General features: G+C 35.6%; 25 protein-coding genes. 17 read left to right on the forward strand and 8 right to left on the reverse strand.

Annotated features, from left to right (window positions below; all coding sequences use genetic code 11):
* Nucleotides 1–28: 28 nt before the first annotated feature.
* Both QM738_RS13405 and QM738_RS13410 read left to right on the forward strand, forming a co-directional pair.
* Nucleotides 29–433 carry a VOC family protein gene (locus QM738_RS13405; RefSeq protein WP_462277232.1) on the forward strand — a complete coding sequence of 135 codons (405 nt, stop codon included), beginning with the start codon at nt 29–31 and terminating at the stop codon, nt 431–433.
* A 422-nt stretch (nt 434–855) separates the two neighbouring features.
* Entirely contained in the window at nt 856–1,305 is a 450-nt protein-coding gene (locus tag QM738_RS13410; RefSeq protein ID WP_462277233.1) for a hypothetical protein, read from the forward strand.
* 208 nt (nt 1,306–1,513) lie between these two features.
* Here the strand turns inward: QM738_RS13410 and QM738_RS13415 are convergent, their stop codons facing one another.
* Complete coding sequence (locus tag QM738_RS13415; protein WP_462277234.1) at nt 1,514–2,650, reverse strand: hypothetical protein; 1,137 nt, start codon at nt 2,648–2,650, stop codon at nt 1,514–1,516.
* 202 nt (nt 2,651–2,852) lie between these two features.
* Between QM738_RS13415 and QM738_RS13420 the strand changes: the two genes are divergently transcribed.
* From QM738_RS13420 to QM738_RS13445, 6 genes are all read left to right on the forward strand, one after another.
* Nucleotides 2,853–3,578, forward strand: coding sequence for a YoaK family protein (locus QM738_RS13420; RefSeq protein ID WP_462277235.1), 726 nt, complete (start codon nt 2,853–2,855; stop codon nt 3,576–3,578).
* A gap of 219 nt (nt 3,579–3,797) precedes the next feature.
* Nucleotides 3,798–5,561: a hypothetical protein gene (locus QM738_RS13425; protein WP_462277236.1), complete on the forward strand. Its 1,764-nt coding sequence runs from the start codon at nt 3,798–3,800 to the stop codon at nt 5,559–5,561.
* Nucleotides 5,562–5,937: 376 nt separating this feature from the next.
* A complete protein-coding gene (locus tag QM738_RS13430) occupies nt 5,938–6,537 on the forward strand; it encodes a DNA/RNA non-specific endonuclease (protein WP_462277237.1) in 600 nt (199 codons plus the stop codon).
* 237 nt (nt 6,538–6,774) lie between these two features.
* Nucleotides 6,775–7,005: a colicin E3/pyocin S6 family cytotoxin gene (locus QM738_RS13435; RefSeq protein WP_462277238.1), complete on the forward strand. Its 231-nt coding sequence runs from the start codon at nt 6,775–6,777 to the stop codon at nt 7,003–7,005.
* Nucleotides 6,998–7,306 carry a hypothetical protein gene (locus QM738_RS13440; RefSeq protein ID WP_462277239.1) on the forward strand — a complete coding sequence of 103 codons (309 nt, stop codon included), beginning with the start codon at nt 6,998–7,000 and terminating at the stop codon, nt 7,304–7,306. The genes QM738_RS13435 and QM738_RS13440 overlap by 8 nt, the downstream gene beginning before the upstream one ends.
* The gene (locus QM738_RS13445) at nt 7,297–8,409 is read left to right on the forward strand and encodes an ImmA/IrrE family metallo-endopeptidase (protein ID WP_462277240.1); all 1,113 of its coding nucleotides are present in this window, start codon (nt 7,297–7,299) and stop codon (nt 8,407–8,409) included. The genes QM738_RS13440 and QM738_RS13445 overlap by 10 nt, the downstream gene beginning before the upstream one ends.
* A 78-nt stretch (nt 8,410–8,487) precedes the next feature.
* Here the strand turns inward: QM738_RS13445 and QM738_RS13450 are convergent, their stop codons facing one another.
* Nucleotides 8,488–10,233, reverse strand: a complete 1,746-nt coding sequence (locus tag QM738_RS13450; protein WP_462277241.1) for a hypothetical protein — start codon at nt 10,231–10,233, stop codon at nt 8,488–8,490.
* 79 nt (nt 10,234–10,312) lie between these two features.
* Complete coding sequence (locus QM738_RS13455) at nt 10,313–11,458, reverse strand: hypothetical protein (RefSeq protein WP_462277242.1); 1,146 nt, start codon at nt 11,456–11,458, stop codon at nt 10,313–10,315.
* Between the two features lie 108 nt (nt 11,459–11,566).
* Here QM738_RS13455 and QM738_RS13460 point away from each other — a divergent pair, with 108 nt between their 5' ends.
* Entirely contained in the window at nt 11,567–12,940 is a 1,374-nt protein-coding gene (locus QM738_RS13460; protein ID WP_462277243.1) for a hypothetical protein, read from the forward strand.
* A gap of 326 nt (nt 12,941–13,266) precedes the next feature.
* On the opposite strand, the gene QM738_RS13465 is transcribed toward QM738_RS13460, so the two are convergent.
* Nucleotides 13,267–13,848: a hypothetical protein gene (locus QM738_RS13465; protein ID WP_462277244.1), complete on the reverse strand. Its 582-nt coding sequence runs from the start codon at nt 13,846–13,848 to the stop codon at nt 13,267–13,269.
* A 13-nt stretch (nt 13,849–13,861) separates the two neighbouring features.
* The gene (locus QM738_RS13470; protein ID WP_462277245.1) at nt 13,862–14,536 is read right to left on the reverse strand and encodes a DUF4145 domain-containing protein; all 675 of its coding nucleotides are present in this window, start codon (nt 14,534–14,536) and stop codon (nt 13,862–13,864) included.
* A gap of 49 nt (nt 14,537–14,585) precedes the next feature.
* Between QM738_RS13470 and QM738_RS13475 the strand changes: the two genes are divergently transcribed.
* Nucleotides 14,586–15,713: a hypothetical protein gene (locus QM738_RS13475; protein ID WP_462277246.1), complete on the forward strand. Its 1,128-nt coding sequence runs from the start codon at nt 14,586–14,588 to the stop codon at nt 15,711–15,713.
* A gap of 13 nt (nt 15,714–15,726) precedes the next feature.
* Here the strand turns inward: QM738_RS13475 and QM738_RS13480 are convergent, their stop codons facing one another.
* Both QM738_RS13480 and QM738_RS13485 read right to left on the reverse strand, forming a co-directional pair.
* On the reverse strand, nt 15,727–16,683 hold the full coding sequence (locus QM738_RS13480; RefSeq protein ID WP_462277247.1) for a nucleotidyl transferase AbiEii/AbiGii toxin family protein: 957 nt from the start codon (nt 16,681–16,683) through the stop codon (nt 15,727–15,729).
* Between the two features lie 7 nt (nt 16,684–16,690).
* Nucleotides 16,691–17,263 carry a DUF6088 family protein gene (locus QM738_RS13485; RefSeq protein WP_462277248.1) on the reverse strand — a complete coding sequence of 191 codons (573 nt, stop codon included), beginning with the start codon at nt 17,261–17,263 and terminating at the stop codon, nt 16,691–16,693.
* Nucleotides 17,264–17,573: 310 nt separating this feature from the next.
* Between QM738_RS13485 and QM738_RS13490 the strand changes: the two genes are divergently transcribed.
* The 5 genes from QM738_RS13490 to QM738_RS13510 are packed head-to-tail and all read left to right on the forward strand — an operon-like array spanning nt 17,574 to nt 23,485.
* Entirely contained in the window at nt 17,574–19,445 is a 1,872-nt protein-coding gene (locus tag QM738_RS13490) for a Piwi domain-containing protein (RefSeq protein ID WP_462277249.1), read from the forward strand.
* 2 nt (nt 19,446–19,447) lie between these two features.
* Nucleotides 19,448–20,182, forward strand: coding sequence for a hypothetical protein (locus QM738_RS13495; RefSeq protein WP_462277250.1), 735 nt, complete (start codon nt 19,448–19,450; stop codon nt 20,180–20,182).
* Nucleotides 20,154–20,534 (forward strand): hypothetical protein, encoded by a 381-nt coding sequence (locus QM738_RS13500; RefSeq protein WP_462277251.1) that lies wholly within the window; start codon nt 20,154–20,156, stop codon nt 20,532–20,534. Before QM738_RS13495 ends, QM738_RS13500 begins: the two co-directional genes overlap by 29 nt.
* 37 nt (nt 20,535–20,571) lie before the next feature.
* Nucleotides 20,572–22,653, forward strand: coding sequence for an AAA family ATPase (locus QM738_RS13505; RefSeq protein WP_462277252.1), 2,082 nt, complete (start codon nt 20,572–20,574; stop codon nt 22,651–22,653).
* The gene (locus tag QM738_RS13510; protein WP_462277253.1) at nt 22,646–23,485 is read left to right on the forward strand and encodes an HNH endonuclease; all 840 of its coding nucleotides are present in this window, start codon (nt 22,646–22,648) and stop codon (nt 23,483–23,485) included. The genes QM738_RS13505 and QM738_RS13510 overlap by 8 nt, the downstream gene beginning before the upstream one ends.
* On the opposite strand, the gene QM738_RS13515 is transcribed toward QM738_RS13510, so the two are convergent.
* Nucleotides 23,482–23,817, reverse strand: a complete 336-nt coding sequence (locus QM738_RS13515; RefSeq protein ID WP_462277254.1) for a hypothetical protein — start codon at nt 23,815–23,817, stop codon at nt 23,482–23,484. The genes QM738_RS13510 and QM738_RS13515 overlap by 4 nt on opposite strands.
* Before the next feature lie 428 nt (nt 23,818–24,245).
* Here QM738_RS13515 and QM738_RS13520 point away from each other — a divergent pair, with 428 nt between their 5' ends.
* The gene (locus QM738_RS13520) at nt 24,246–24,506 is read left to right on the forward strand and encodes a hypothetical protein (protein WP_462277255.1); all 261 of its coding nucleotides are present in this window, start codon (nt 24,246–24,248) and stop codon (nt 24,504–24,506) included.
* A gap of 188 nt (nt 24,507–24,694) precedes the next feature.
* A complete protein-coding gene (locus QM738_RS13525; RefSeq protein ID WP_462277256.1) occupies nt 24,695–25,939 on the forward strand; it encodes a TlpA family protein disulfide reductase in 1,245 nt (414 codons plus the stop codon).

The raw sequence follows: 25,939 nt of genomic DNA on the forward strand, positions 1-25,939 counted from the left end.
TTTTATTAATCAGTAAAAACAAAGAAAAATGAAAAAAACAAATTTGGTATCATTAAGAATTATCACTGCTGACATCAGGCGTTTGGTTGATTTTTTTGAAGTAACAACCGGCATAACAGCGAAATGGTTAACAGAAGATTTTGCGGAGATTGTCACCGATTCTTTTACACTGGCTATTGGCAGTACACGAACATTGGCCTTTTTTGGGGAAGCTGTTGCCCAGGCAGCAAGCAATAAAAGCGTTATTATAGAATTTCTTGTTGAAAATGTAGACGATGATTATGAAAGGATTAAAGATACAGTCAGCGACATTGTTCAAAAACCTACCACCATGCCATGGGGCAACCGTTCATTATTGTTTCGGGATCCTGATGGAAACCTGATTAATTTTTTTACACCAGTCAGTGAAGAAGCCATCAGGAAATTTTCTTAATAATAATAAGCTGCTCTCGGACAAGCAGGTTGGTAAACAACCTGTTTGTTTGTAAACACCACAAGGGATTTGAAATGGCAGTTGTTGAAAATAAATGTAAGTGACAGGAGGCATACCAGTATTGTCAAAGATGGTGTCTTGATAATATAGCTGGGTCAGGGTGGATACCAGCTCGTTGTTTTTGCCAATAATGAAAAAATCACAGCTGCTTTTATTAAGCTTTAATAAATTACTTGTAAAAGGGCTGCAGTATTCTGTATAGTCTAACGAGGCTTTCGCTCCAATCTCCTTAAAGAGGATTTTCGCTGTAATCCTGTATGGTTTTGGAATTGATATTTATAAGAATTTTTTTTTGCCCGAATCTGTCAGTTAATCAGTTTGAGAAATTAAGTTTGGATATTATTAATCAAAAAATTAAAATTATGCAAACTGAAAACATCGATGACAAAAGATTACAACAGCTCGAAAAGGAATTAAAGGAACAGATAAAAATCTATCTTGCTGCAAGGAGCCCAAACCGTACTTATGGGATTGCTGATAACATGGCATTCCTTTTATTTGATGACGACTGGCGCTGGATGGATAAGAAATACGCAATGAAAGAGGACCTGCTTTCATTAATGCAACTAGCTGCTGATGCAAAAGCAGTAGTACCTGGATCAGACTCTGTAGGTATGACAGGTACGCTAATAAAATTCCTGCGTTTACTCGATTCCTTAGATGATGAATACGATGAGGCACTGATTGATCTGTCAATTATAAAGAATGGAGATATTCCAGTGCAACGATTAAATGTAATGATAAAGGATTATCAGATTAAAACAGAAATGGAAAAATTAGGAAATAAGCTACAGAAAAAAAATGCCGTATAGTATATTGAGGTGTAATGAAAGTTACACCTCAATATAATTTGGAAAACCAATTAGGTAAAAACTACCTATTTTTTTCAAGGGGTTTCCGCTAATTTGTCCTGATCATATAAACTAGCAATTAATTTATTATGCTACTTTTCTAAATTAAAAAAATGATGACAAGAGAAGCTGTTGAGAAAGAAATTAAAATCATCGAAGGTACATTGTCTTATTTCATGACTTCAGGTGATACTACTACGAAATCGTACTTGTAAATAATTTGATAAGTGTCTTCCGTAAGTGTTTTGTCATTACTATACCTGATCCTTAATGGCCTCAAATCCACCACTACCCATTTTTCCTTATCATATAATTTTAAAAACTCCTTCGGGTATTCGTTATCGGGATTTTCCAGGTCGTCAATTATTTTTCCTTTTTCAGTGGTGTACCTGTTTACGAAAAATACATTGATGAAATTTGTTTTATTGTGTTGCGAAAGTTCATAGGCTGAGTTGCCTATATCGTATAAATGTGTCATCAAATTTAATCCTTTCGCCAAATGATTAGCGCCCATTTTGAAGAACACTTTTTCATTTTTAGATTTTGAATTATCATAGTAATTGTAAAAGTTTTTCTTCATTAATGTTGCTCTCATCTGGGCATCGTCTTCGTAGTAAATTGTCCGTGATATTTTAATATCATCCAGGACCATTCTGAGATTATTTTGTTTAATACCGTTTTTCAGGCTGTCAAGTAATTTTACTTTAGGCATCCACCATCTTGCAACCAAACTGTCATATACAGCTTTATACTGGGCTTTTATTTTTGCTGGCTGCGCATTGTATACTTTAGCTAAACAATAAGGGAAAGCCATCTGGTATTCCTGATCAATACCCCAAATAGTATAATTATATTTATTAGCCGCTACAATCATTTGTGCATCCTCCCTGGTTTTAAAAAAAGGGAAGGTACCGTATGATCCTTTATCTCTTGATATCTCAACAATAGAATCTGAAGGATTTTTTGTTTTTGCTATGCGCATTAATTCAGATGCCACAAATGGGCTGGTTTCAACGCACCAGGTTTTGAAACCGTATTTCGATGCAGATTCAAGCGCATAACATGACAGTTGAGAAAGCAAAGGCGAATTATGATATTCTCCCCAGGCTACAAATTGATTAGCGGCAAATTGTTTTTCCAGACTCGCCCAACCATCACCAACAGGTTTTTGACCGTCAAAAATGAATGAGGTCGTGTTTTTAATTACATGCTGGTTGAATTTTGCAGAGTCACTGATTGCTTTTTCTGTTTGTGCGGGGCAATAAATAGTTGTTAGGATCCCAACTATAGTTAAAATTTTTCTCATTTAAAATCTGTAATATTGGGCTGTAGGTTAAGAACCGGTTGATTTGGAGGGCAAAAGTACAAACAATGCGAAAATGAAAAAAATGTATTCTATCACATATTAAAATATGTATTTTCAGGAAAATGATAATTGAGCAACTCCTTTTCAAATAAACGGGACGATCAGACGATTAATCATCCTGATATAAGAAGAAAAATATAGTATGTTCAGGCACCAAGGGAAAAACCGCACTTTAAATCATAATTTAAAAATAGCTTCATTATTATCCTTTATTGCGGGGATGGTAAATGTAGCTGGTTTTTTAGCAGTCCAGCGCTTAACCACTAATGTGACCGGGCATTTTGCTTTTTTTGTAGATGAAATTTTCAAACTTAATTTTTGGCTGGGGTTAGTTTACTTCCTTTATATATTTTTCTTTTTTCTGGGTTCCTTCGTATCTAGTCTACTAATTGAAGTTATTTCACGAAAAAATAATCACCATGCTTATACCATCCCCGTTTTAATCGAATGTTTAATCTTATTGTATATAGCTTTACAGGGCCCAAAATTAGTAATGAAAAGCGCTGATACTATAGCATTTGGTTTGCTTTTCGCTATGGGACTGCAAAATTCTCTGGTAACAACAATTTCTGGTGCCAGTGTAAGGACTACACACCTTACCGGGCTTTTTACCGATCTGGGGATTGAAATATCACAATTATTTTTTTATAAAGAAAGAGGACAGAGAAGTAAACTTATATCGTCAATAAAATTACGTTTTACAATCATCAGTTTCTTTTTTATCGGAGGTATTACAGGCGGAATTTTGTATTCAAAAATGAAGCTGCATACTTTACTAGTTGCTGCGATACTGTTGATAATTGGAGTGATCTATGATTCTGTAAAATTCAGGTTGATTAAGATCAGGCGGAGAATTAAAACCAATTAAGTTAGGCGACAAATTAATTATACCCGTTTTGGACATGCCATGACAAATGTTTACTCTAATTGAGATTTGATAATTCCATCTATTATGATGACGGCTCAATTGCTACCATCTCTAAATTAATTCAGAGTAATTGTTTTTTTGTTGAGCTGTAAAAAGAATATATTACTGGAATTAGAACCTTAATGTATTTTGGTGAACACAATAAGCAAGATGAAAAAAATGACAACCCTTAATCTGCATGTATTAAATAAAAGTAAACAATACATTAGACCACTACGGGATAAAATATTGGAAATGCTTGGTGATACTGTTTTTGAATGTGAAACTAAACAGGATTTTGCCTTTGAAGCACTTAGGCTGATGTATCCTGTAAATAAAGGATTAGAAAATAATATCAACTCTATTAATAATGCCTGCGATAAACTATTTACGATTCTGCCTATTTATAGCGGCACCATTGAAGTTTTTACAGTTGGAACCGGCACAAGGGCAATTGTTCCTGAAAAGGACGATCGGGAACCGATGCAAATCTTTTTGGAGACTTATCTGCAGTTTGAAACATCCCCGGGCATGACATTCAAATATCTTGAGCATATTGTAAAGGAAGATATGATTGTTATACAGGGACTTATTAAATGGTATGAATCAACGACGTTTGTTTCTGCCCATCTAAATAAAGGGGTATCTCCAAGGAATCATGAAGAAAGAGTGTTGTATGATTTTTACCAGCGTTGTATAAAACAGCAAAGAACAATTATTGAATATTATCTTTCTGGAATAAAAAAAAGGGCCATCGCAAAGGCTAATTATTGGGGAAAAAGTATAAAACAGTTAATGGCTTTCTCTGAGCGGTACCGGGACAGGCCGTATCATTTCGCTACCTACAGGGGATATGCCTATTATGACTGCAGGAAAATAGACCTTATTGCCAATAAGGTTGCTGATTTCCCAATGGATAGCTCCCGTAAGCTGGAAAACCTGTACGAAAATAACAAGACAAAATTTTACCGGCTGCTTTTTAAAAAACATGATCCGGCAGGTATTTTCCAGGAGTTCAAATTTTATCTCGCCCACCTGCCACTTGCAAATGACAGGACACCAATCTTTAGGGAGTTGGAAGTATTACTTAAAAGGAAAAACTGGATTGGTTATTATTCGTTAGCCCTGACCCAGGTAGAAGGGTTATTTTCTGAAATGTATGAAATATTGAATGCCTCGGGCACATCGGGCGTGAAATCACTACCTGACAAAGTACAATACGCCAGGGATTTCCATGAGATGAGTGACACCTACTTTGATTATTATCAATACCATATTCCCCGGCTCAGGAATAAATTTATGCATACAGGCTATGACGAAGATTTTAAACTGAAGTCTTTTGACCTTTTATTTGATTTATGGCATTTGCTGAAGATATTTTCTGAACTGAATAACCCTTTCGTCAAAATAAAGCGATTGCATACCCGCAGAAATTATGAGGATTTTATCGCCTGTGCTGAATTTGCCACCTATTTCGGATTATTGAATAAACTGTCCAAAAAACAAAAAGAAGATATTGATAAAGAGATAAAAGATTTCGAGCTTAACTTCCTGGTTAAAGAATGTAGTGTTGAGTACATTTGCCTTGAAATAGCGGACACTTTACCAAAGGATATGTCAAAATTTATTGATAGTGCAGAACGGCAGTTATCTGCAAAAGGAAAGAGTTTTGATTTTTCAGAGAGAAATTTTTCAAAGATAGAGGTTGCAATTAAAGCTGATACTGAGCTATCCTCATTACTCTCAGATTGTTACCTTTTTAGTCATCATGAAGCCCAGGCATTACTGGATTGCCAGGTATTTCTCAGTAACTATGCAAAATACCTTTCTTCTTTAGAAAGTGAATATTTGAAAATTCTAGGTGATCTTAATAAAAAATACCAGCTGCCATTACTGAATATTTACCGGGTTAAAAACTTAGTTCGATCGGAGGATGAGGTCTGAAATATAAAATTGGTTATTAATGTTAGTTGCGCTGGTTTCTTATTTGCCAAAAACTACACGGGCGTATAGATAAAATAATATCATAATACTGTTACCTTTTCCTTATTTTGGTAACAATGAAAATGTACATAAATATATAAAGTATCAGTTTTCAATTAGAGAAAATGGCAAAGTGATATTCCGATCTGATTTCGAAGTAAACGTACTTAAGCTGCTGCTAAAACAACGTTCTAGTGTTTAAGGAGGGAGAGGAAATTAACAAGACTGAAAATTGAAAAGTAGAATTATACATTAAAGTTTACCAGGGAAAAGACAAATGGATATCTGAACAAATAAGTATCAACTAAAAAGCCATTGGGTCAAATATTTTGTTTAAATGGATTATCAATCGCTCATAAAAAAATATGAGATCCGGGACATACAGGAACTATATCGGTTGTTTGATCAGGAGATCATTTACGACTGGATTAAATTGTATGAGGATATATCAGTACACGGAGAGATTACCATACAGAATTTCTATGGGTACACATATGCAATTGATGATGGCAACCAGTTTATACCTGCAGGCCAGCAGCCAAAGGAAATGCTCGAAGGCAGGGTAGTAGCGGTATATGGAATCTCAAACAATAAGATCAATCATAGCAACAGAAAAACAATGCGTAAATGGATAGGGCCTACCGGGGAGATCTTCAAACCCTACGGAGATAATTATGATAAAGGACATTTTATTGCGCATGGGCTTGGAGGTCCGATAGACGTTAACCTGTTCCCACAACGCCGGGACATAAACAGGGGATGGAGTGAGAAGGGCAAATTATACCGGCAGATGGAAAAATTTATTGCTGCTAACCAGGGGACCTTTGTGTTTTCAAGACCACTCTATACCGACTTATCGTTTTGCCCGACTGCATTGGAGTTTGGGTATTGTGATAAAGCATTGAATTTTACTGTGAATGAATTTCCGAACAAGTGATTATTAATTGTGATATGCCGTTTCCCGCCGGTGGCAGGACCAGGCTCTTCATTGCAATCTTCTGGCGAAGGATTTACATTGCGATCCTTAACGGATTTATAAACCGTTCATCTGAATAAGCCGATCTAAAGAATTGTAAAGGAGTGGGTTCGGTTATAGTAATCTCGGGGTATTTTTAAAGCACTTTGTATTCAATGGTTTAGTTTGTAACTTTGATAATAAAAAAAATATAAACACTTGGCAGGCATACCGATACCAAAACCATCTTTCCTTGATGAATGTATCTCATCGGGGGCCAGGAATGGTAGTAAACGTTGGAGGTCGGAAAACGGCAAAAGATTATATACCTGGGATTCTTTGCACGGAGAAATTGAGGTTTTTAATGCACAGGGTTATCATTTAGGTGTTTTGGATGCAGAAGGTAATTTTATAAAACCTGCAGTAAAAGGCAGAAAAATCGATGTCTAATTTTATAACATATTGTATTAATGGCGACGCGCTGATGTCAGAGATTGATGATTACATCGCTCAATGGCATGATAATGCCATTGAAACAGAATTGCATGATTTTCTTGGTATGTCAAAAAAGGAATATGCACTCTTTGTTGAAGATGAAAATTATCTTGGGTTAATTATTACGGCACACAGGGACAATATAGATATCAAATTAATTATACGCAATGAAATGGCGATGGTAGCACGCTCAGACAATCCAGCCAAATCAAGGCGCCTGCAAGAATGGCTTGAAAGCGAAGGTATATGGGAATAGTTCACCGTCCGGAAGTTAAGATGGCCAGGAGGCTGATTGAAAAGCACTCATTGGAAATTCCATTTGATTTAAGACAGCTTGTAGAAATCTATGCAGATGTTATTTTTAAGCATATTCCCTTAGAAGGAATTGATGGCGTTTCCATGCATCTTAAGACTGCCGGCAGAAGACCAAAAATAATCGTAAATACAAATGCTTCTGATACAAGACAAAACTTTACGCTGGCGCATGAACTTGGTCATGTGATCATTCCCTGGCATTATGGTACAATTGTCGATGAAATTGAAGAAGGGAAACCCCAGTTCAATTCTCCTTACTGGAACCTTGAACATGAAGCAAATCGCTTTGCATCAGAAATATTAATGCCCTTTAAATGGGTTTATGCTCTATATCAACACTACCCTGATTCGAATTATCTGGTAAGCGAAATATGCGATCATTGCGGCGTCTCTGAAATTGCTGCTAAAATCAGGGTGAGAAATGTCCTTAATGAAATTGAATATATAGTCTTACCCGACACCGTGGTACTTAGAGCGTTTGTAGAATGTAAAGATTTAGCTACCACACAGAACAGGCTTATCAAACTAAGCGGTTTTAATCCGTGGCGGGTAGCCGACATAATGGTTCGCGAATTAAAGGGTAAAATAGCTTACTGTATTGAAGAAAAAGACAAGGTTATAGTATCAGGTGGAAGCGCTGAAGGTCATCCAAATTACCAATACCAGGGCCACGATTTTAACAGAACGCCCTACAAATATTTTAAAGAATACTCTCTGCTTTCTTATGGGGACTTCAATACGCATTGGTGGGATTTGGATGTAACCGTTGCTATTCCTGACGATACAAGGTCATGGAGAGAAATTTTGGATGCAATTGTAAAGGATGTTGCACCAGGTGATGAACAAAAACTAAAAGCTACGGTGAATGGTAAAGTGTCGGGGTCTCACGGCAGCTGGAAAAAAAAGGACAAAGGCAGTGTTGAGGGGTTTATACAAGATGTTATTTCCCGGTTTGATGATCCCAGGTACACAGCTTTATTGAACCACCCTGATTTTTTAACTTTTGTTAAAAAGAGATGCAAGTCCTTTTTCAATAACATATAGTTTTTAAAATACGCAATGTTTTTGTCTTGCAAAGGCGATAACGGAGTCATTTCAAAACCCTCTTTTTGCATTCTAACATCATAGTAACTTTTCTGCATCACGAACAATGAGTTCCGTTAAGGATTCAAAAGGTAAATTTTGATTTTTTCGGATATACTTAAAAATTAACCATCTTAACCTGCTTACAATACGTGGAATTGTAAGTTCAAGTTTAATGTGTGCTTTGGGGTGAAGTAAGTTGGAATGTGTAACGCTGTTTCTTGATTCGTAAAGTTCAAGTAACAGGCTGTGATAATAATCATACATCTTCTGAAACCTTTTCTTGGTATGTTTTTTCCCGTGTATTTTTTTTAATTCTTGGAAGAACGGGTAATCAAAATTATTCAGGAAATATATTGTCTTTTTATCTCCGAGCTTATTGCGTATTGAGATAAACTGTGATGGTGTCATTCCAAAGCGCTTATAGTCAAAATTCCAGGGAAGTGTAGAGCCGAAAAGATAGTCGGTGACATTATGATTTCTTTCCGATTTTTCATTCAGTAATAAAATGGTGGCAATAGTTTCGATAATTGTTTTTGCACCTTTACCGGCAAAGAGGTTTTCAAAATATTTCCAATAACCTTCAATGTCATCGTTTTTAAATGCCGTGATTATAGTTGCTTCCTGTCTTAAAATATGTGTTGTGGATGGCCCAACATAATTGTTTAGAAAAATATATGGAGTATCTGACAATTGATTAGTATCCCTTTTACCAGCCTCTCTGGGTATGGCCAATTTCCAGTACACTTCATCGAAATCTGAAGTGATCATATAGCTTTCAGCATTAATAACAACGTTCCTGTCCATAGACAACCCCAGGAATGCTGCGGCATCCCGGAATGGCTTTAAAAATTGAGATATGATAAGTTCGTCTTCAAAAGAATCTACGGGCATAACTGCGAGCATATGATTACTTGGTTCAAAAAAGAATGCCGCATTTTCTTTATCCAAAGCCCACATCTTTTTTTTAATCGTTTCAAGCTGGGTATGATCAACCCCCAAAAAACGAACAACATTATAACTGAAATCATAGTCTTTTTCCATCGATAAACCTGATGCTTTAAGGATAAGAAATCTTCTTGTTGGAGGTTCATTGATGAAATTGACAATGCCTTCGAATTGCTTTTTAAAATCACGCTGTTGGAGATACTCTCTTTTTTGTTGATCTGTAACCAAATCTTTTGAGAAAGGAAACTTTTCAATGTCTTTGCTGAGTAACCTGAAAAAGACGTTCAGAATTTGACTCTTGCTTCTTCCTTTAAAGTAGGCCTCGCTTACTAATACTTGTGTAATATAGATGATGCTCTCTTGGTGAGTTTCGAGTGGATGATTACAAAGTAGAAATACAACGAGCTCATCAAATGCCCGGCGAATCATCGACTCATCAAGTTCCTTTTTTAGTTCTTCCAATGCGGGTAACAGAGTAGTATTATTCTGAAGCCATTTTCCTCTTTTGGTATGCAAATCGTTCTCATTTCTACCCACGATTGCTTTGAAAACTAAAATCTCTGCTTTAACCGCTGGGTACTTTTTAAATTGTTTCAGGAATGTATCTTCCCTGAAATAATGATGCTCAAAATAATTGTGGACGTAATTACCTTTCTTTATATGGGGGTTGCTGGTTAATTGAAAAATGATTTTTTCAGTTAAGGAAAGGGGATTCTCTGGCTCTGTTTCATAGAATCTTCCTACTTTCTCGGCATAGAACCCGAAATAGTCAGCAAAGAAAGAGGTCTTCCTTTCTACAAGCTTGTTTTCATTGGTTATTATAGCAATTCTGGCCATTATAAAAATTATACTTTACAATTGAAAGTGCTAATTTCTTCATTAGATAATTCCATACTTTTGTAAGTAGAATTTAATCTCAACTAACACCATTCGGAAGTAAAGAGAAAAGTAGTTCGTGATTTATTTTATTTCCTTTTTTGTCTAAGTAAATTTTCTTTCTGATATAAAAATAAAATATTTTAATTAAAATATTTTTGAGCTCAAAAAAGAGTTCATCCATTCCCGGCTTATCACTTGATTCGCTTTTCTTTTTTCTGGAATGTTCCATAAAATCAATAGCGGTATTTCCGTGTACAATTTTATTGCGTAATGTAAAGCAAGTCCTGATTATTTCCCTTGTACTTTTCATGTCTGAAATATTATCAGATATTAATAACGGAATTGTTAAGGTGATATAATCGTTGGAAATATTATCACCGAAAAAACTTTCAATCGTAAAAACCAGCTTTATAAAATTAGTTGATGTAACATAATTGCCTTTTAAGGCATCCAGAAAAAAGTGTATAGAGGAAATATCGTTACACCAGAATTGTGAAGTTGTCCCCATTAAATTATTCATATTATCATTGTTCCGTTCGTACAAAATATAATGAGATAGCAGATCAATCTTTTCTACTTCGAAGTATTGATTTTTATTTTCTGAAGTAACCGTAAATCCTATCAATTCCGCTTTGTCTTTTATCGAGTGCGTATATTGATGCGTTAAAAAATTCAGGTGAAGATTAAATATAAAAAACTGAGCAAATTCACATAGTATTGACTTTATTCTTTTCAACTCATCCCATGATTCGTAATGTTCATTACTTAGGGTGGCCATAACTTTTTCGACATCCTTCTCATCCTTATACTTAAGATTTGAATTAAGTATTTTATCGGAATCGAATTCAGTCTCAATAACAATAATTTTTTGTGCCTCACTTATGCCAGAAACAAAAATTTTATTTTTTTCAATTTTCGATAGGTTTATATATTGTTTTAATATTGATTCATACCCATGGAGATTTGTAAAGGGTGTACGATCAGTATGCACATAAAACTTTACTGATTTTATTTTATCGAAATCAGCTTGCGAAAACTTTTCACGGTATTCAGTTCGATACGGCGTTTTTTCCCAGAGCCTGCTTTTCTTAAAAGTGGGTATAAATGGAGTTAAGTCAAACTCAAACTCCGTTTCATCTTTACAGGCAATATTCGTAGTTGTAAACCAATGTAATTTTCTCATTCAATCAATTTGATATTATTAGTTCAGCTAACCTCAATAATAACAAAACTACTAATTCAAGTTAGTCAAAAGACTATATTTTGCAAATAAAAAACAATAAATTAGAGAATGATAATTCTTCCGACAAATACTGCAAATGACTCACAACAAGACAATGATGTAGTTAAGGCTTGGGAATGGTTCAAGTCTTTTATTCCTGAAAAGGAATGGAAAAAGCGAAAGGCTGACATAGAGAAAACAATTACAGTTGAGTCTCGTACAACCGAACCTTTTTCAGAATTTTTAACCTCTGGGACTCTGCTTTCAATCAAAGATGATGTGATCGGCTGGTACTTATATCTTATTGAGATGTTATTAAATGACCCGCTTAAGTATGAGCCCTTTCAGGGTGCAAGAGTAATTCCAATCTTTAAGCGGTTTGGAATTGACTTAGAATTACTAAAAAACATAGAAGGGATTGAAAGAAGAATAAAAGGCATGATAAAGAAACGAAGGTCGGAAGCTGATGCCATTCTTTTTGAAATATTGACTGCATTACTATGGGCCAGGAATGGTTACAAAGTGTCTTTTGTTCCGGAACGGCACCAAGGGAAAACTCCAGATTTGATAGCTGAAAAGGGCAATGAAAAATTAAGTATTGAATGTAAAAGACAAACGAAAACTGGAGAGTACAGTTATCAAGAGACTGCAAAAAGGCAAAAAATGGTTTCTTTTATCAATGAGCTTTTAATGAAAAACAATATTTTATTGAACATTGTTTTTCATGTGGAGTTAGAAACTCTGCCGGATGATTATTTATTACAATTGCTGAAAACGAAACTGAAATTGGCTATTCCTGGAAAAATAGTTTCCAATAAAGAAGTCGATATTGATCTGTCATTTGTTGATATTTTTGCGATTAAAGAGTATTTGAACAAATATGGGTTTATCAAAAATCCTTCTCCGACATTACACAAACTAATAGGAGGAACTCCAGTTGATAACAAAAGTTTTACTTGCGGCGTGTACGCAAATTTTACGAAACTAGATGATAGCAATGTAAGCAATGCATACATCAGGGACATAAGCAATGCTTACGGAGTGTATTGGGATTGTGATGCGGAAGAAGTTATTTGGAAAAAAGCAAGAGATATAAAAAAGCAGATTTACAAAGCTATTCAACAATTTACATCCGACACCACCGGCGTAATACATGTTGGCATGGAGACCTATGAAAATTATAAAGTGGAAAATAAAAGATTTGAGAAAATCAAGGAAACAATTAAAGATATTGATCCAAACAAGTCCAACTTGAGATGGATATTCTGTCATTTTTTTCAGTCATATACTCCCTCTGATCTAGATTGGATTTTTGACGAAACCGTATCAACGATTTCCCCATATGTAAACAAGGAATCTCCACTTAATCCCAAGTTAATGATTGTTCCTGAAGACAAAGACACGATGAATGATATATTACACTGGGACCGACCTTTACCTTAAGCGTTTTAGTACTGCCAATTAATCGTTTCTTTTGACAGGTTATTTAAGAAATATTCTTTAACGGTAAAACCAGAATCCATCCTTAATTATAATCATGGTTCTTTCAGGCTTTTTAAAGTGACTCGAAACTATTCGGGGAAGTTGCCACAATAATTGTCGTCATAGTCCTTCATTAATTAAACACACAAACATTCCTGTTTTGTAAAATAAGAACTTCCCGTTTCTGCCTCATAGTCTTTTTATTATCTATTGTGTCTATTAAATTCTAACGTATTATCTTATCGCCGATTTGTTAAGAAGGAGAAAACACTTTATACTATTTTGTCTTACTCAATCGCTTCTTTATTAAGGAATATTTCTTTCAACGCATCAATTTCGGGTTTGAATTGCCTGGAGAATTTTTGATAAAAAACAGCATAAGCGCCTTCATCTTTACTTATCAGCTTAATGTAATTTTCAAAATAAGTAACTACTTCGCTGTGCAGCAATCTGGGATTTATTATAAGGAACCCGTTATCGAAATACAGGAAGGGATATTCATACGAAAACTGTCCGCCGTTTTTCACTCTTCCTTCATGCACAAGACCATTGCGGAAATAATCGTCAAAAGCTTTCACCAACGCTTTTTTTTGATCTTCAGAAAAGTTGTCAAGAGAGGGTGATTGCCTGATAAAATCCTTGATATGGTTTTTGCCTCCAATGGAATAGTTGGCTATCGCATCGATGGCCGACATAAGGATAACACCACTGGCAAAAGCGTAACCAAGATGATTCAACTGGTTGGCTGCATCAAGGTAATAGGAAAAGATACGGTCTTTGAATCCGTGGAGGATCTGCTCTTTATTGTTCATCTCTAAATCGATCACCTTTACTTGCGGTGAGAAATAAAGTACATCGTCTATTCTCATGATGTTGTTTTTTTTAGGTAGTTGTTTTGTTTTTGACAGTGCTTAGCTTGAGTTTTTTATTGATCTTCGGCAAAATATAAATACTGATAAGCACATGGTTTACGATTTCCAGCGCATAGCCAAGCTTGTCTATCGATACTGTTTTTAGGTCATGTGTAGCATCATTGCCGATTTGTCTTAGCTTATCCAGTATAGGCAGTTCTGCAGATGATATAAGCCCTGAGATTTGTAAGTTTTCTATTTTGGTCTTTAAAATCCTTCCTGGTATTTTCTGGTGCACGCAGATAGCCTCAACTAATGTCCTCAAACCAATCCCTGCAAGCACTTTACTCTCAGTTTCAAATGCATCAATGATTTCATCATACAGGTCATACAATGCCTGAGGTAACTGCTCTTGGTCAATATCTCTCAGGAAACTATATTCATCATATGTTAAGTCGTCATTGGGGTAGTGCTTGTCGATAACCACTATTTCGTTCTCCGAAGATGGATCTGTAAACATATCACGCTTCATAAAGGAAATGCTGCCGCATCCGCCACATTCCAGTGTCATGAATTCTTCTATTTCAATATCTTTAGCATTGTCAGGATCAGCGGTCTTTACTCTTTTTAAAAATAGAATGCGCTGCTTTGTTTCCCGGTCACAATCTGAACATTCAGTGAGTATCTGTTTGAGAGTGGTCGCCATACTGGTAATGTTATTGGTAAAATTGTTTAGTAATCAAAATAGACTCTTTATGGATAAACTTAAAGAATTTTTTTCAGAAAACGATGTACGTATTGGTATCGGTAAAGATTTTACCACTAATCCCCCGGTTTATTATTCGTCCCTTGACGAAGCGTTTTATCACTATTTTTTGACTTTCAGGGATAAGAAGGAAACCTACCATTTCCTGTTTGATATTCATTCCTGGTCACGGGAAAGCCTGGCCTTTAATTTTACTGGCGGCATTTCCAATATCGTTGCTGCCATTTTAGGTTTTCACCGGTTTATAGAACTGTGGTTAAAGGACATTTTGAGAAGAATCGATCCGTTTTTATCAGTCAAATTTTTGGAGAAGGAGGAAGAATTATTTCAGTACCTAAACGGTAAGCTTGCAGCAGAGGATGTGAAGACAATTGAGTTCAGCGAAGCTTTGAAAAGAATAAAGCAGGCTTTCAAATCTTACGAGGAAACTTCCCAAACATACATCGACCATTTAAAACCCTATGAATTTATCAAGTTGGAAGGTAATATAGAAACGCTTAAATATTTGTCAGAATGGAGAAACAGGATCATGCATAACGGTTCTACGCTACCCAATCTTTTTGCTTTAGAATTTTTGGTATCTCAAAAAGTGATTCCTTTGATCGCTGAAGTGCTGGAAGCCGAAAAAAAATACCTTAAGGGATATAGTCCTCGATATTTTAAAACGCCAACGGGTATCAATGTCATGCAGGAAATACTGACGGTTAAATTTGAAGCCGGAGATTTTAACGATATTAGAAAATCAGATGATCTGGGGTTTGCATTATTGAAACTTGGTCACCTAAAGGAAATAGGCAGATCAGCTTATAATCTTACCTCAACCTTCATCGACGGTAGAGCAATAACAGAGTCTTATTATAACAGTCCTGTAAAAAGAGATGAAAAATTTGCAGCAACCGAGCGTACGCACGAAGATTTCTTTGAATTGAAGAATTGCATTTGTTGCGGTGTTAATGCAATGGTGATTTACAGGCAGGACGTCTTTGACTTTGCTTCAAACAGTAAAACTTTCATCAGCTGGCTGCAGTGTTATCATTGCGGATATTCGCTTAAAAATAATGTTGGAGACCCTGCTTTTTTTGAATTGTGCGACATCCCTTTATTTGCAACAATCTGAATGTTTTGCTGAACTACAGCTTTTCGATGTTTAATTTTATACGTTCCAGCAATTCTTCAAATGGAGGTTGTCCTTTATAATATAATTTTCTGCTTTCCTCGTATCTTTTCGTATAGTCTTTTCTGATATCTTCGGATTCCAGCAAAAAGGCTTGGTTCTCTTTCACCGGGATTTCGTAGTCTGCAGGCGGAAACCTTTTCTTCTTATGCGCTTCGTAATCGGGTGTGCCGATAAATTGGAGGACATCTTCACGGGCTAAAAGAGAATACACATCATAGTATTGCCGCATAAAATTCACCTTCTTTTTATCTCCCAGTTGTTCCTGCCTGTATTTTGTAGCAATGGTTTGTAATTTCTCCACGAACGTGTAGCCGGGATCGTAACAGACAATATCCTTAGCCCTGTTGTCAATAATTTTTATTTCCGTATTCTGTATGGCTCTGTCATATGCCCAGGAACTGATAGTGATTTTGTGATTGGGCGTTACATTGTCAAACCCTGCTTCCAGCAAGATGCCTTCCTTAATACCGTCAATGGGCAGGGTTTTGTTATCATAGCGTAACCTGATGCCCCCGCTTCTATAGTTCTGCTCATCATCGAATGCGGTATCACGCTCTATCGAAACGATTCCGTCAATTTTAATTGTATTGGCGAGCCAGTCATAGAAGTCCTTCCTTTTTGCGCTGTTATTTGGGTTGGTATTTTTAGGATTTTCATTGATGCCAAACGATGCAGGCGGTTTTATGTGAATATCGATATCCTCTGAAAAACGGTCAATAATTTTGTAAGCCTTCGACAAGGAAGTCCCTCCCTTTAATTCAAACTCAAATTGCTGACTCTTTAGTCCAAATAAAACATGCATGATCCAATAGTCTTTTTCCACAAGAAAGGGATTTATACTTTCTTCATCAGCTATGATTCTTATAAGGTCAATAAAATCGCTGCGTTCGTGAAGGTATTGTTCAGGCATGTTTTAATTATCGTAATAGAGGTTCAAATATTTTCTTGGCCCTGTTGCTTCCATATAAATTTACGGAATGCTTTAATTTGGTATGATCCATCAAAGCCACTTTGTTGGAAACATTTTTTAAAACTTCCTCCCGGTCTTCAGCCAGTTTGTCCAAGTTATTAACCAGATCAACCATTAGGAATTCCTTTGTTAGTTTATCGGGGAAATGATGCTTCAACTGGAAATCAAATTTCCTGTTGCCGAGTTTGAATTCTCCATGACGTTTGTGGTTGTACACCGTGCTTTGATTATACAATTGCGTTGTACCGACACCGAGACTGTTATAAACATTCGGAGAAGTAACGAGGAAACGGTCATCTTTCAAAAAGCTGCGTACCAATGTTTCCTCCTCGGGAGGTGTATTACCAAATGCAGATTGCTTTGGAAAATAGTATACCCCTTGGGACATCTTTTCCAACGTGCCGTCCTTAACCAGGGCAGCAAGATGCCTGTCAACGGATGTGGTCCATTGTTCCAGGTCTGAACGCCGGTAAACGTTGCCCTGTTTTAAATGCTTTTTTAATTGATCTAATTTTGCCATATGATTTTTGTGACATAAAAATACTATTTTTTATTGGAATATGAATGATATTTTATTAAAAGTTCATGCAAAAGGAAGTAAATTTAACTACTTGTTTGATTATCAATAATTTCTGTTTTATATTTTCGAGTCGATATTAAAGCCTTAGTATTTAACTAATTCAAGAGCTTAAGCTACTAGTGAAGGCACTATTTTTTAATTGAAGAGACATTAATGTGTTTTAATATAAATCAATAAAAACCGTGAGTGATTTTTTTATAATATGTAGGTATATTTGATGAGTGATACCTTTAATAATAATAAGCACATAATGATCAATATAAATTTTTTACCCTTTAAAAATCAGGAATTTTCTGTAGCTATATTTCGTCGGTTGCATGAAGGAGAGAGAGAAAAGGACGTCTTTTACTACAATTTCTATTCTGACCATGGAACTCCAACGCTATATGAAATCAAATTCAGTCATACGGAAGGCTTTGAAAAATTTGAACTCTCCGGATATCATAATACTAATTTAATAGCTAAGTGCATTTATAATAAATTATTAAATGAGCTTTCAAAAGACGATATTATCGTCAGGAAACCTGGTGATTTCAACAATAAGAAAATTCACTTTATAATAGAGAACCATACAAAAGGAAAAAAGTGCGTATGGGTAGAACCCTATTATATGAAGAGTGGAAATTTATGGGGGCTTTTAATAGATTACAATTTCGTTGTAGAAACAGAAGCAGAAGGAAATCAAAAATTTAAACTGGATAAGGATATTCTGATAGCAAGTGGTACTTTGAATCAGCAAGGGAATAGTAATGTTGATTATTACCTTTTCAAGCACGATTATCTAAAAAAATTTTTAAGGCGTTTTTTAGAAGCGATCAATAATGTATTAGACGTAGGCATATCAGGCGATTTGCTTGAAGTTAATTCAAATCAATTAGCCCCTAAGAGTTACCTTTTTGGAAATAACGCTGTGAATGCTTCTTCTTATATGGGGTTGGTGAAAAATCCCCCGTTAAAAGGCACTGCAACCGACATTAATTTTTATTTTATCTATAAAAAGGATAATCGTGATGTGGCAGTATCATTACTTAAAGGCTTACGAGGCGAAACTAATCCATCAACATTTGCCGGTATGGCAAAACTCTTCCGGCTTGGTTTTTCTAACGAGTTAATTAAAGGAACTGCGTTGGATGTATTTGACGATGCATCAATTGATGCAGAAATAAAAAAGATAAAAGAAATCGGTAGGATTGTTATACCAATAATTATAACCAACGCAAAGAAAGATGAAGACGATGAAAGGTTATATTACTGGCTTAAACACAAATTTACTAATGCTGGAATACCGTGCCAGGTTGTAACTAAAGACCTAATAAGAAATGAATACTCTTTAAAATATTCATTAAGCAATATCGGCCTGCAGATATTTGCGAAAGCTGGCGGGCAGCCCTGGAAAATGAAATCATCAAGTGCAGAGTACCTTATTTTAGGAATAGGGCAATCATATAATATTGAACATACGACCGATGGAAATAAGATAGAAAAGAATATTACCTATTCTGTGTTAACCGATTCAAGTGGATTATTCCGGGATATAAAAGTGTTAGGAGAAGGGGTAGAAGATGAGAATTACTACAACCAATTAATAACAAATATTTCGGCTATTATCAACGGAACAACGTATAAGAAGGTGTCAATCCACTGTCCTTTCAGAATGAGCAAACTCAAGATACTTGAAAAAGTTGTTAAGCGAATTGCACCAGACCTTGAACTGAGTGTACTGGTTATAAACAGCAAAAGCGATTTTTTTGGTTTCGATTATAAAAATAATGGCCTTGTACCATTTGAAAGCACTTACATAAAATTGGCAGCCGACGAATTTTTGGTGTGGTTTGAAGGGCTGCAATATAATAATCCGAAAATAACTAAACGTTTCGGCAATCCATTACTTATCAAATTTTGGTACAGCAATAATGCCCAGGCATTTAAAGAATTCCAATACAAGGAAAGTTTATTACAGGATTGCATCAACTTATCTGGTGCTAATTGGCGTGGTTTTAAGGCAAAACAATTGCCGGTATCTGTTTTTTATTGCCAACGTATTGCTGAATTTATAGCAAAATTTAAAGAGTACGAACTTGAGCATATTGAAATTAGTAATCTTAAACCATGGTTCCTGTAAATATGAGAAAGCAATTTGGAAAAAATAAGATCATTATCTTACTTGGCGCAGGAGCCAGTTGTGACGCAGGATTGTTTAATTCAATCCAAATGATAAATGAGATCGAAAAAAAATTGGATGGAGATTGGCTTCCATATAAAGCACTTTATAACTATATACAAAGTTCGCATTTTCATTTGGAACGGATAAAAGGCATCGCAGCCAAGGAAATTATGTTCAATATTGAAAATCTTGTTGGTTTGTTAGATACCATAATAAAGATTGCAAAAAAAGAACTGGATGTTTATCCGTTTGTTGGAAGTTGGGAAAAAGAATTGCTTTCGGTTACCGGAAATAATTTTGACCAGGCTCAGCAGTTCAAGAATAAAATACTGGAGAAATTGAAAGGAGAATGGCTGGCACCCGCAAATTTTCACGGCCCTTCTAGCTATTATAAAAAATTGAAAGAAACCGGCTATACATACCCGCTAAAAATATTCTCCCTTAACTATGATATGTGTGTAGAGGAAAATCTTCAAAGTGATACGGTTTCTTTAGAAAGAGGTTTTAATGATGAAAAAATTTGGGACTACCGGCAATATGACCTACAGGGAGATAATGTGAAGGATTTTTATTTATACAAATTGCATGGCTCTCTTGATTGGCAAAGAGATGAAGAGAAAAGGCTGACTTATGTTGACCTTATTCAGCGGGTAGTATCCTTTAAGGATGGAAATTATTTTTGGGGTGCAGAATAAGCTACAATCTTATGACCCCTACCTTTTTTACTTCTATGCATTTAGAGAAGCTTCTTTTGATGCGGAACTGATTGTCACAAGTGGTTATGGTTTTATGGATAAGCATATAAACGATAACCTCATTAATGCCTTTAAACTTGATACCTCTAAAAGGCTTCTTGTTAATATTTATGACCGGGAAGATATTGATGGCACTAAAACAAAAAGAGATATATCTCAACGGCTGCAAATACCTGAGGCGCAAATAACCATAGAGAATAAGGCGGCAAAAGATTTTTTTACAACAAACCTGAATGTTGATTATTTTTCATCTCTTTTTCCGGAGGAAGATGAAGAAGAAGTGTTGCCTTAATTTTTTTAAAATTTGTCGTCTTAATAAAACTGCTTTAATGTCGTTTGAGCCAAATAAAATATTAAATCAACATATAATAGAGGCAGCCTATAACATAGAAAGGGATAAGATTAAACTTAATCCTTCGATAGGCTATGATGTCATAATAAATGATAAAAAATATCCGCCAAAAGAAATTGTACGTATTGCTTATCGGCTTGCAACTGGACAAGATGCGGGAGTAATATACGGCGGTGATCAAGTAAACAGCATTTTAAAGAATTTGGGATTTGTAGTGGTTGAGAAGGCTTCGGTTTGGAAATTAGGTTGCAACTGGGGTAAAGGAGCACCGAGCTTTTACGAGTTTATTAAAAATGAAAAAATCGTTCTTGGTACTACTGAGTATGTCTACAAAATTGGCGACCTTATTATTATAACAGAAGGATTTAGAGTTTATGCCATTGCCAAAATTACGGAGGAATTTAAATCAGTCACTTCAGTTGAGCATTATGAAGAGTTTTTCAATTATTATCAGATTGAGTATGAGGAATGGGTAACCTTTGCCCATGCAGAGTGGTATGAATTGTCGGAGACGGAATCATTTATTTATGAATTGCAGCAAGGTATTAGACGTGTACAAAAAAGGGATATTAAAGAAAAAGTATTTAATCTATGGGAGAATAGATATAGTTCAATTTCTTCGTTGCATTTTTATACAAAACCTCATAATGAATCTCCTAAGCAACTTTGGATTTATCCATGCTTAGTGCTTTCAAAAAATTCTTGGGATGACTACGGATATAAGACGTCTTTTGATTTATTTCATTATAAGGATGCAACAAATCGAATAGAGATTGGGCAAGTCAAAATTTTACACGCAATAGAAAAATCTACTTCAGTTGAATCTGATTTTGATAAACTTGATAGTGCATATTGTTCTTTGGGAACAACTTTGGAGTACTACAAAAGACTAAAAAGCGAATTTCCTAATAACTATAAACAGGTTTTACGGGCATTAAATGATGCGGCGTTTTTTGATTCCGTACGCAAAGAGTTTGTAAAGAATGACGGTTTTCAAACATCACTGCTGAGATCTACGGAATCTCAACTGGCATTAAATGATGCAAAAAAATGGCTTGAAGAACCTATTATGTCCAGTAAATTTAAATTCTCATTTGAGTACCAAGTTGATGGAGCCTTGGACTCTCATAAAATTGATTTTGAATTTAATTACAATTCTGCAATATCGAACAACCTTTTTTGTATAGTTGGAAAAAATGGGACTGGAAAAACAAAAATTATCTCCCAACTCGCAAATAAACTAACTGATAACAATGAAGCAGGTATTTTCATGCCGGATCGCCCTTTATTCTCGAAAATAATTGCAATATCGTTTAGCTATTTTGATAAATTTAAAATACCTGAACGGCAAGATACCAGCTACGAATTTATCGGTGTAAAATCTAAAAGCGAAATTTTATCTGATACAGAAATTTCTAACCTGTTATGGAGTTCTTTTAAAAAAATTACTGAAGACAAGGCGAGAAGTAATTTGTGGTTAAACTCCATTAAAAGTTCTTTGGAGAATGAGTATTTAGATTTTAGTCTCGACGAAATTGTCTCTGTGGGAACTAAGAAGGAATTTTTAGAAAAGACAAGTGATATTTTTAGTTCCGGTCAAAAAATCGTTTTTCATTTTATAACGAGATTGATTGCTGTAATTGACAAAAAGTCTTTACTAGTATTCGATGAACCAGAAACCCATTTACATCCTAATATAGCTGGACGACTTCTACGTACTCTGAATTCGATTTTGGAGGATATGAATTCATTTTGCATTCTATCGACTCACTCATCTGTTATTGTACAAGAAATCCCTTCCGAATTTATACGAATTTTCGATCGACAAAATAACTTTCCATTAGTTTATTCTCCTTCGATTGAGACATTCGGTGAAAACCTGTCATTGATTAGTAATGCAATATTTAAAACCGATGAGCAAACTGAATTATATAAGTCTGTATTTCAAAACCTGGTGACAAGATATTCCGAGAAAGAAATTAACGATATTTTTCAAGGCAAGCTGAGTCTAAATGCTAAGCTATATCTTCAAACCCTATTGTCAAATCCTGATGATTAATTGTAAGTATTTAAATTACAATGAAGTGATATCGTTTGGTACTATAGCAAACGAAAAGAATAACCCTGCGAAGACAACTCTGCAAGGTATAAGAACTAGAATTGCAGGATGCTATACAGAATATCTAAACAGATTTGCTACGCTAGTAAATAAAACAAACTCAGAGTTTAATGTAAGTGAGACCGATGAAAAAGCTGCATTACGATTATGCTATTCAAGTCCTACTAAATCGTTCGAGTTTATTAAAGGGAAGATTTTTGCGGAACAGCCTAATCAACTAAAACAGCTTTGCCCTTATTGTTTAATTAATTCGCCTAAAACCCTTGATCATTATATAGGGCAAGCCGAATTCCCAGAATTTGCTATATTAATTCGAAATCTTATACCTGCATGCTTCGATTGCAATAATAAGAAAGGAGAGAATTGGCGAAAAAATAGAACAAGACGGTTTATCCACTTTCACAATGATAACTTTTTAAATCACAAATTTTTATTTGCAAGGTTAATTTACAGAAGAGGTAAAGCTATTCCAGAGATTTGCTTTTTTTTGAACAAACCGGCAGCGATGACAATAGATGAGTTTCGTTTAGTAAAATTTCATTTTAAAGATTTTGCACTCCTTGCCGAATATAATGGGAAAGCGAATACAATATTGTCGTCTGAAATTAGTATCATTCAACAGGCAAAAGCTCGGGGAAACAGTATGCTTATGATTAAAGCAAATCTTTTGGACCGAGGCACTATATTGGCAAGAGACTACGGAGTTAATTATTGGTCTGCTGTGCTATATCAAACTTTGGAGGGGAATTACAGATTTTTAAATTCAGTTTAGCTATTGCGCTTTGCCTGCACCTTAGTCTTATTAATTTGACCAAAGATAAACTTCAAAACCATTTGTACGTCTATGCCAACTAACTCGGCAAATCTTATTAATTCGTTTAGGGTGAAATCGCCTGGACTATTAACTTTATTCCTGAAAGTAATAAATCCCATTCGTAGTTCTGTTGCAAATCTAGATTCAGCCATCACTGCGAATATTTGCTCAAAACTAATAATCTTACCGGCTTCGAAATCGGTTTTAATTGAATCTAGTTTATGCTGACGTTTTCTTAAATCCTCTTGGTTTTTAATTTTTTCTGAAATTTCACGTCTTTTTTTTGCCATCTCAACATTTATTTATGCTGAAAATTTATAACTATACCTAATAATGGCAATAATATTTGATAAAATCTAAATAATAAACTCTATATTAATAATAAAAAACTACATATTGGAGTATTTTACTAAATTTGATATGATAGAATAAATTAATTTTGCAATACTTCGAACTAATTTGAGGTATTTGCTTACAAGTCTCGTCGTACAAACCTGACAGTTTTTAAAGAACACGAGAGTAAGTAAAGTGCCCAATGCCTTACACTAGGGTTGGGCCTACTTATGTCTTTGTGTTCAACCATCGAAAGATGGTGGCCTTGTCAGGGCCAGTACGACAAAGTTCAGGGTAGGTACCAGCTCTATTGTAATTTTATCACTACTGCTGTTAATCTCCTTCGACTTTTGACTTGCATTTTTTAATAGTAAATGTAAGTATAATGATTTCAGTGTTTGACACTAATCCTTCTTATTCTCATTATTATCCTGTATTATATAGATATGCCAGGCTATTAATTAAAGATCATGCAACTGCTATCGAAATGGCGCATAATGTACTTGCTGACCAATACGATATTGATTGGCTTACGCCTTCTGAAGTGCTACGCATCACATTAATGACTGATATTAAGCAACGCTGTTTTGTTTTCAATAAGTCCAAGGTATTTGATCGCCCACAAATTAAAATACCCTTTACCTGATTTTCCTATGAGAAGTGTTTACCATAATCCTCTTGTTCAATGGCTCAAATGTCTGTATGAGCGCAAGCCAAAGAACCCTACTTAGCGGGTTCTGCGGCCACACGATTTAATCCTATTTTTTAATTTTTTAATTGACTGCAATGAAACTGTTTTATTGCTTAATGATACTTCTATGCCCTTTGATGAATATGGCACAAATATCAGCTTTGACGCCGTTAACGATAGGAGATAAGGTGCCCGACCTTAAACTATCTAAAGTACTTGATGTACCATATTCTGTAACAAGCCTTGCTGCCTCTAATGATAAATTGCTGCTGTTGGATTTCTGGGCGACCTGGTGCGCTTCCTGTATCCGGGAATTTCCAAAACTGGATTCCCTGCAAAACCTTTACGCTGGCCAACTCCAGGTAGTCTTGGTGAATAATTATAAAAGCGGGGACGATCAAAAAAAAGTGACCGCATTTTTTGATAAAAGAAAGACCAGTTCCAGAAGCAGGTATAACCTACAGGTGGTATTTGATTCCGGCAGGCTCGAACAGCTTTTTCCGCATAAAACCATTCCCCATACAGTCTGGATATATAAAGGGAAAGTGGTGGCCATTTCAAGCCCGGAAGAAGTAACGGTATCAAATATTGATGCCCTTTTTGACAATAAGCCTTTGCGGGTGACCTTCAAATCCGAACAGCTTGATTTTGATGCACACAAACCTTTATTGCTCAATAACAATGGGGGAGGGGTAGAAATCCTTTTGAGCCGCTCTCTCTTCACCCGCTACATTGAAGGGGTATGGAATTCAACAGGGATTTCTCTTGATATGACCGGCTTTAAGCGTTTATACCTGGTGGATCATTCACTATTACGGATGTACGCCATTGCATATTCCGGCATTGCTGCCAACCGCTTTATCATTGATTCTTCCGTTTACAGGGAGTTGATCAATACTACCAACGACAGGGACTGGAAAAAGCAACATCATTTCTGTTACGAACTGACAATGCCTGTTTCAATTTCACTGCAAGGTATGCACGACCGCATGCGTAAAGATCTGGATAATCAATTTGGATTGTACAGCAGGCTGGAAAAAAGAACTCTTGACTGTTACGCATTGGTGATGCTGCCATCAGCCGGTTCATCATCCATATCAGGTATGACACAACTCGGCAATAAATCTGCTGGTGAAGAGTATTTCCGGCTGGAAGGACAATCGCTATCTGTATTGGTCGAACGGGTAAATGAACAGGTTCCCGCGACAGCCATAAAACCGGTTGTACTGGATGAGACAGGATATAGCGGTAACGTAAACCTGCAAATAAAATCAAAAGACCTGGATGATATTCCTGGGCTTCGACGGGCGCTGCATCCCTTCGGGCTGGACATTGTTCCTTGCAAGCGGGAATTGATGGTGGTTGTTATCTCAAAATCAAATTTCTAA

The organism is Ferruginibacter sp., assembly GCF_049840995.1.
Taxonomy (GTDB): Bacteria; Bacteroidota; Bacteroidia; order Chitinophagales; family Chitinophagaceae; genus Ferruginibacter.